Source organism: Novosphingobium sp. FG90 (assembly GCF_057808725.1).
The window spans coordinates 1-1,614 of record NZ_JBMDIO010000098.1 but is presented as its reverse complement, the minus strand read 5'-3'; the positions used below and the strand labels follow the sequence as shown (position 1 = coordinate 1,614).

At 63.1% G+C, this 1,614-nt stretch carries 1 protein-coding gene; it reads right to left on the bottom strand.

What is annotated here, in order from left to right:
* Window positions 1-90 precede the first annotated feature (90 nt).
* Window positions 91-1,425 carry an IS5 family transposase gene (locus tag ACODRZ_RS26675; protein ID WP_069707542.1) on the bottom strand — a complete coding sequence of 445 codons (1,335 nt, stop codon included), beginning with the start codon at window positions 1,423-1,425 and terminating at the stop codon, window positions 91-93.
* Window positions 1,426-1,614: the final 189 nt, after the last annotated feature.

The following is a 1,614-nucleotide window of genomic DNA, read 5'->3' as shown; positions in this document are numbered from 1 at the left end:
GTCGGCCGTGAACAATGCGATGTTCGTTTCGGCGACGGGTAGATTGCGTCCGATGTGCCGTGAGGGGTTTATCGAACTGGTAGGCTGCTTTCAGGCAGCGGCCATTTTGGGCAGGACTGGGGATAGCCAGGCGGCGATGAGGGCGCGCAAAAGCGCAGTCAGCCATGCGACGAGCAACCTGAGATTGTGCCCCGCGGCGACCAGGATGGCGTTGATGGCATCGCCGGTGGCACCGGCGAGGTGATTGCGCTCGAGCAGGCCATCGGACTTGGTGTGACCGATGATCGGTTCGATGGCATTTCGTCGCCTGAGCTCGCGCTTGATCGTGGGTGAGGTGATCCCGCGGGTGTGGGCGATATAGACCCTGGCCTGCCCGCCATGCTTGTGCCCCTTGTAGCCGCGATCGACATAAGCCCGCTCAACGGTGACGCCGGTCAGGCGCTCGACTTGCTCGATCTGCCCGGACAGGGTGTGGCCATCATAGGGGTTGCCGGGCAACGCCTGCATGCCGACGATGAACTGGCCGCCGGCGGTGCGGGCGTTTGTCACCGCGATCGAGGTCTTTACCCCGAACTCGTAGCGGGTCCGCGCCTTGCCCTTGGCGATGCATTCCACCTCGGGCGCGTGCAGGGCATAAAGCTTGTCCGTGCTGCCAGCCTTCTGGGTGAGGATCTTCGCCACCCGCTCGCGGACGACGGCAAAGGCGGCCTCGAGTTCCTCATTTCCGGCGATCTTGCGGCCGATGTCGCGGTCGAGCCGGCCCAGCCAGGTGCGAAGTTTGCGCACCCAACGCATCGCCTGCTTGTGACCGCGCCCGTGGATCAGCCGGGAGACATCGCGCCGAGCCTGGCGGCCCACCCGCAGGAATGACTGGCGCAGCTTGATACCGTGCTTGCGGGCAATCCGGTTCAGCCACTCGATGCCGCGTAGCAGCAGGTGGCTGTCGGTGGGATGGGCAATCGCCTTGGTCTGTACAGTCGTGTCCACCGTCACCCGCTCGCAGGCCTGCGGCGGCATTGCCCTTGTTTCCATCGCCACGCGCAGCGTCTCGGCGAGCAGAAGTTCCAGCTTGTCGGCCCCGATCCGGTTCCGCCAGCGCGTCATCGACGAGCGATCCAGTGGCAGCTTGTGGCGGAAGTACTGCTCACCGCAAAAGAATTGGTGGTACGGGTTCTCGACCCAGCGGGCGCAGACGGCTTCGTCCGACAGGCCCTCCATGTGCTTGAGCAGGTGCAGGCCTGCCATTAGCCGCGTCGACAGCCCAGGGCGGCCTTTCTCATGGTAGAACCGTCCATAGGCCGCATCGAACCGTGACCAGTCGATCAGCCCCGCCAATTTCACCAGCGCGTGTTCCATGTCGACCATGTTGTCGAGCTGACTGCGGAACAACTCGTCACTGCGCTGCGCGGGCTTCTTCGGAGGCATCGGCAAAACCTCTTCGTTTCGTCCAACTCAATGAATCACGACCCGACTTGCGAGGAAAGCCCCTACGTGCACGGGCGCGCGTAATCGCAAGCTTTTCGCCCGATTTCCCCAAAACCTTGCAAATTCGATTACTTCATATCCACCAAAACCCACGCCTCCCTGCGGGCTTCAGCGCTTTTCACAGACGAC

What these genes read in the sequence shown, in the direction of transcription:
- ACODRZ_RS26675 (WP_069707542.1), bottom strand. Translation starts at nt 1,425, where the DNA reads ATGCCTCCGAAGAAGCCCGCGCAGCGCAGTGACGAGTTGTTCCGCAGT.